The organism is Methanospirillum sp., assembly GCF_028679455.1.
Taxonomy (GTDB): domain Archaea; phylum Halobacteriota; class Methanomicrobia; order Methanomicrobiales; family Methanospirillaceae; genus Methanospirillum.
The window spans coordinates 1-6,246 of sequence record NZ_JAJRBM010000440.1; the positions used below are offsets into that span (position 1 = coordinate 1).

At 42.5% G+C, this 6,246-nt stretch carries 7 protein-coding genes; 4 read left to right on the forward strand and 3 right to left on the reverse strand.

All coding sequences use genetic code 11. The annotated features are described in order from the left end of the window. Both LUQ50_RS15180 and LUQ50_RS15185 read right to left on the reverse strand, forming a co-directional pair. A partial coding sequence (locus tag LUQ50_RS15180; RefSeq protein ID WP_300041149.1) for an inorganic phosphate transporter occupies positions 1 to 798 on the reverse strand: 798 nt, incomplete at its 3' end. 5 nt (positions 799 to 803) lie between these two features. Beyond that, positions 804 to 1,433, reverse strand: coding sequence for a DUF47 domain-containing protein (locus LUQ50_RS15185; protein WP_300041151.1), 630 nt, complete (start codon positions 1,431 to 1,433; stop codon positions 804 to 806). Positions 1,434 to 1,942: 509 nt separating this feature from the next. Between LUQ50_RS15185 and LUQ50_RS15190 the strand changes: the two genes are divergently transcribed. The 4 genes from LUQ50_RS15190 (at position 1,943) to LUQ50_RS15205 (ending at position 5,763) form a co-directional block, all read left to right on the forward strand. Then, positions 1,943 to 3,361 (forward strand): CotH kinase family protein, encoded by a 1,419-nt coding sequence (locus LUQ50_RS15190; RefSeq protein ID WP_300041153.1) that lies wholly within the window; start codon positions 1,943 to 1,945, stop codon positions 3,359 to 3,361. Next, positions 3,361 to 4,161 (forward strand): polyphosphate polymerase domain-containing protein, encoded by an 801-nt coding sequence (locus tag LUQ50_RS15195; RefSeq protein WP_300041154.1) that lies wholly within the window; start codon positions 3,361 to 3,363, stop codon positions 4,159 to 4,161. Before LUQ50_RS15190 ends, LUQ50_RS15195 begins: the two co-directional genes overlap by 1 nt. Continuing rightward, positions 4,155 to 4,811, forward strand: a complete 657-nt coding sequence (locus tag LUQ50_RS15200) for a DUF4956 domain-containing protein (protein ID WP_300041156.1) — start codon at positions 4,155 to 4,157, stop codon at positions 4,809 to 4,811. The genes LUQ50_RS15195 and LUQ50_RS15200 overlap by 7 nt, the downstream gene beginning before the upstream one ends. Positions 4,812 to 4,929: 118 nt before the next feature. Continuing rightward, positions 4,930 to 5,763, forward strand: coding sequence for a hypothetical protein (locus LUQ50_RS15205; protein ID WP_300041158.1), 834 nt, complete (start codon positions 4,930 to 4,932; stop codon positions 5,761 to 5,763). A gap of 25 nt (positions 5,764 to 5,788) precedes the next feature. On the opposite strand, the gene LUQ50_RS15210 is transcribed toward LUQ50_RS15205, so the two are convergent. Further along, positions 5,789 to 6,246, reverse strand: a 458-nt coding sequence (locus tag LUQ50_RS15210) for a hypothetical protein (RefSeq protein ID WP_300041160.1), incomplete at its 5' end; no start/stop codon positions are given.

Here is a 6,246-nt window from a genome sequence, read left to right on the forward strand (position 1 = left end):
GAGGACGAGCATGGTGGTAATCACCCCCATGGCATTCTGACCATCATTGCTTCCATGACCCAGGCTATAAAATGAAGCAGACACAATCTGTAATTTGTTAAAAATTCCGTTAGTACTTGATGCGTTAGCGTTACGAAAAAGCCTGGTTACCAGGGCACCAAGAAGAAATGCGATAAGAAAACCAAGGCAGGGAGAGATTACAATAAAAAGAATGATTTTAAGAATTCCTGATATTACCAGGTAATGAAGTGCAATTGCAGCAGGAATAATAAGAATAAATCCAAAAAATGCACCTATCGGCATATACTGATTGGGATTCTCATCTTTGAACCAGTATGCAAGTAGATACATAATACCTGCCCCACATACCATTCCAATTACCGCTAACTCAATTATTTGAACGACAACACTAAAATTTGGCAGAATAACAACACTAACACCGCCATATGCTATTGCAGATCCCACTAATCCCCCGACCAGTGAGTGAACAGAGGATACAGGCAGACCAACATATGCAGTAAAAAGCGTCCATAATGACGCACAGATTACTCCGATTATTACAACTTCCAGAGTAAGATAGTCTGGAATAAATACTCCCCTGCTAATCGTTTCGGCAATGGCTGTTGTAAGAATGAGAGGACCGAGAAGATTGAAGAACGCTGCAAGACAGATTGCCCTTACCGGAGTAAGCACTCGTGTAGCAACGACGGTAGCAATAGAATTCGCAGCATCATGCAGGCCGTTTATAAAATTATAGCATAACGCCACCGCGATCCCAAAGATGAGTACCGGCTCCATGGATATCACGCATGGCGGATACAGATGTATGAGAGGATATTTACTACATCTTCGCATTTATCTGTTGAAATTTCAAGACACTCGTATACATCCTTGAATTTAATTATCCGGATTGGGTCTTTGCACTCAAAGAGATGTCGTGTGGCGTGAGAAAGGAGATCATCTGCCATATTTTCAAGCCGATTCACCTCGATGTAACAATTCTCACACTCACTCAGTTTTGTATGATTTCTAATCGACTTTACACCAATCTCAATCTCTTCAGCAGAACGACGAATAATCGAAGAGAATTGAATCATTGCATGATCATAGTCGATGATGTTATAATTCACAATTTTTTCAGCAGAATCATCAATATAGTCAAGAACATCATCCAATGCTGCTCCTAACCGGGAGATTTCCAGAGGATCAAGTGGAGTGATGAATGTGCGATTAAGAGCATTAAATATCTGATGAGTTATTGAATCACCATCATGTTCCAGATCTTTGATCACTTTTTGGGCTTCTCTTGCATCGATCTCCTTATTCATCATCTTTTCAAGAATTTTTGAGGCTGCAACTACCGTTTTTGCATGAGTTTCAAAAAGAGAAAAAAACTCTTCATCCTGGGGTATGAGCCATTCCTTTATTCCCATATTTCCTGATTATTGTTTCATTGATTAATTATAGAAGATTAAATTTCTGATTCGGATATCTAAATTTCAGATAGGATATACAATGGGTAGGTTGTAAAATATTTAACAACTAATTGGACCTACGCTCTATCGGTAATCTCTATAATCTATAGAGGTGCGAAAGGATTGATTAAATCGATCCTTTTGAGTTAAATTGCTATGAATGTAAGATTAAATCAAAAACACTCAAAAAGAGGTTTACGCAATAAATGTGCCCTAATTTAAAACTATTACTGTCTGTGTTCTCTTTGAAACGAACGATGCTGCTGCTAGTCATTCTCCTATCTATTTGGATTGGAGCAGTACAGGCAGCAGAAATCACGGTTAAAAACACAGCCTCTGATTCTTCAAAAAGTGTATCAGCTTCGAAATCTGAACCACCTAGTTATGACGTAGTATTCCCAGAAGAGCAAGTCCAGCGTATTGATATCGAAATTTCTTCTGAAAATTGGCAGAAGATGCTGGATAATATGACTGAACTTTATGGTGAGTTCGGAGAAGATACCCCGATGTCCATGCCGACTGGAAACTTCACTCCTGGAGAGATGTCTGAAGGGATGGACATGCCTGGCATGACTGATACGAATCCGGTATATGTCCCTGCACAGGTGACTCTGAATGGAACGACCCTTGTTGATATAGGGATCAGATTCAAAGGATTCAGTTCGCTCTCAGGATCCTGGCGTGAAGGAACATACAAGATCTCTCTGAAACTGGACTGTGATCAGTTCAAAGACGAGTACCCCGAAGTAAAAGGACAGACTCTCTATGGATTTGATGAACTGAACCTTCAGAGCGGGTATGGTGACAATTCCCTGATGAGGGATAAGGTCGTCACAGAGATCTTCCGTGATGCAGGTGTTCCTGCTCCAAAAGCCTCGTTCTATCAGGTATATATTGACAAAGGCAACGGGCCTGAATATTTCGGTCTCTACACGATGCTTGAGGATGTGGGTGATACCATGATCTCTTCCCAGTTCTCAGATGATTCAGGAAATTTGTACAAGCCTAAAGGTCAGATGGATGCAACCTTCCGGAACGGTACATTTAATTCCAGTTTCTTTAAGAAGGAAACAAACAAGAAAAAGAACGATTATAGCGATCTTAAACAGTTCTACACGGCTCTGAATTCTGAAAAGAGAACCACAGATCCTGCTGCATGGAGATCAGATCTTAAATCCATCTTTGATGTAGATGAGTTCCTTACCTGGCTTGCAACCAACACGGTTATCCAGAATTGGGATACATACGGCTCGATGGCCCATAACTTCTACCTGTATACCAATCCCTCAACCGGCCAGATAACCTGGATTCCCTGGGATAACAACTTAGCCCTGCGGAATGGAAGTGAGCCAATGGGTGATATGGATATGGGAGGACAAGCCCCGGGATTCGGAAACTTCTCAGCAGGAAACATCTCTCCTAGGTCATTTGGAATGAACAGTCCTTTCGGCCAGGTGACCGGTGACTTTGGCAACTCAACTCCGGGAGCCTTCCCGATGGGGATGCCTGGAGGAATGGGTGGTGGAATGAACATGACCGGCATGGGACCAGGCGGCGGAACACAGGATATCAGTCTTGCCAATGTCACCAGTGACTGGCCTCTGATCAGGTACCTGATGGATGATCCGGAATATCACGAGAAGTATGTGAACGCGGTTGCAGCGGTAATCACTGACGTATTTAATCCGGAACGCATGGAACCCATCTATACCAAAAATCACGAACTCATCAGCCCGTATGTAGTTGGTGATGACGGGGAGCAGGAAGGATACACTCATCTGAAGAGTTCGGATGATTTCACCACATCGCTCAATTCACTGACTACCCACACTGCAGCACAGTATGAAGCAGCACAAAAATTCCTCGAAGAACAGGAGGAGACATAATGGAAGGCATACAGCAGGCTACCGGAAAGGATGAACCCCTTGATACTGTCCTTGACCGGTTCAGGTCGATTGGTCTTACAGAGATGGAACATGCCAATCTGCAGGATCGCAAAGAGTCCAAGTACCTGCTCACAGCAGAGCAGGCGAAAGATCTCATTGCTCATCTCCCTGATACGTACCGGGTCTTTGAGGCTAACGGACAGCGAGTCCAGACATACTCGACAACATACTATGATTCACCCCGTTTGAGTCTCTACCTTACTCACCATAACGGGAACAAACCGCGGTACAAAGTAAGAACCAGGTCATATGTCGGATCTGACCTGAACTTTCTTGAGGTCAAGGAGAAGAAGAACACCGGCAGGACCATCAAGCACAGGCTTCAGACCGAGGGACTTATCACAAACCTCGGGGCTGACCTCTGTGAGTTCTTCAGTTCATGCCTTCCCTTTGACTATTCAAAACTCAAGCCGGTTCTGGTGAACGAGTACAAACGTATCACTATGGTCTCAACAACAGATCCCGAGCGTATCACTCTGGATGTAGATCTCACGTATCATTCAGATTCAGCAGATCTTGCATTTCCCGAGATCGTGATTGCTGAACTGAAACGGAGCAGTGAACACTCCGATTCACCGGCCTTTGACTACCTGACCCGTATGCGGGTGAAACCAAAAGGATTCTCGAAATACTGCATTGGGATTTCACTCCTGTATGGCAACCTGATCAAACATAACAACTTCAACATGACACTCCGTTTGCTCCAGAAGTTGATGCATGGAGGATCAATACGATGCTAATTACTGAAGCATTATCGTTTGTCGCCGGAATGGTGATAAACCTCACCTTCTCCCTGATCGTAGTCAGGGGGATCTATTACCCTCACCGCCGGGCACAGGACTATGTCTTCACGTTCATGGCCTTCTCGGTGGTGGTTTACCTGATAATGGGGCTATTTACCTCTGTTGAACTTTCGATAGGGGCAGGGTTCGGGCTGTTTGCATTATTTTCTGTACTGCGGTACCGTACCGATACAGTTCCGATCAGGGAGATGACCTATCTCTTCGTTATCATCGCTCTACCGATCCTGAACTCTATCCTCTATGGTAGTGGTCAGTACGTCAACCTGGTCCTGTCAAACCTGATGGTTATCTTGGTACTCTGGATTCTTGAGAAGAAGTGGGGATTCAGGTATGAAGAACGTAAACTGGTCAGGTACGAGCGGATCGAACTGGTTCGTGCAGATCGGCGTGATGATCTGATTACAGATATCAGGAACAGAACCGGTCTGCCGGTCACGAAGGTTGAGGTTATTGAGCTGGATTACCTGCGTGACTCGGCTGATCTCATGATCACGTATGATCAAGATTCTCTTCCCCTTTCAAGTGAATCTGCGATCTCCTCAAATCCAGAGGATATTATTCATCCGGTAATTACCCCAAATCAATAATTTTTGGGAATGGAATGCCTGTTTTTTCATTATGCAGCGGATATTTGCGTGATATTCAATTCAGGAGTTATGATGAATGTGGTTTAGGATAAAATTATTTCATCCGGTAATTTTTTTAATGGTTCTTTTAGTGGTGAGTGGTTTGATAGGAGTATCTGGTGCTGACAGGTTACCATCAACAGTTTCAGAAACTCAACAGATCACAATTGATACACAGATAGACGCTATCGCAACAGTAGATGTAGGGACAAAAATGGATTGGCAAACCGTGAGAAACGGGAGTACTACTGACACATCTATTGGAAAAGGAGAGATTATCTCAACAGTAGTCTATGTAGATTCGGTCCTGTCCAATGGGGGAGATATTAGTGTAGTCAAGAATATCGGTTTTGATTCATCTAATATGATGAGGGATAAGATGTACAACCTTGAATCAGAAAAGGTCATGACATATGCAGGTTCGAGCGGTTCACATCTCGTAGGAGCCGAATCACTTATTCTTGATGTACGAGGGAATTATACCAGTAATACTTCAGAGAGTGTAGCGTGTGTTTTTAGCGATACTAACCTCATCCATAATCCCATGTTTGAAAATGTTGTTGAAGCGCAAAGTGACGTATTAAATCTTAATAAAGGGCAGATATCAACAAAAGCGGAGGTTAGAGCAGTTGGTTCGAGTATCAGTACTTCAGCGGGTATGAATTACCAGATTGCAGTTACTCCTGATTCGAATTCTCATGAAGATTATGCAAATGGTATTGTGAAAACAAATTTTGCAGGAGATATTATGGAGGCCCGCGATAAAAAACCAAGTGGTTCTAAAAAAGATGCGTATGTTAACGACTGGAAAAAGCCTGCTGCAACCAACAAGTGGAGAGATTCGACCGAAGTGAATGGAAATATATCTTCAATCCAAAAAGCATTTAACTATAAATCTGGGCTTAAATTGTAGATAAATTGCTGAATAATGACAGGAATCATTTTGGTTTAGGATGCAATCTACTGTTTTTCTTTTTTTCAGGGGGTTTTATCAGTAATCCTGATATCGCTTCCATTCTGTCAATCGCCATATATATCATAAAATCGGTACTTGAATGCAAACCGGTGAGCTTGTTCATCCGTAACGGAGGAATTGAGAGTGTCTCTTTATCATCGACTATTATTTCAAATATATTGTCAAAATCAGTAAATTCTACCAATTTCTTCTTTTTCGGTGGAGGAAACGCTAATTTGTTTATACCTGACATTGGGACATATATTACAGATGTACTTAATTTGCCTAATTTTTCCTCAACGATTTGGGATATGTTTGGATTATTTGAGATGAGGTAGAGGGTGAGCGGCGCTGAAACATCAATATTTTCAAATAATGGGAGATATCTCTCTCCCATTATGCATATGATATAATGTTCTGCAGTACTTATCATCTCCCGAA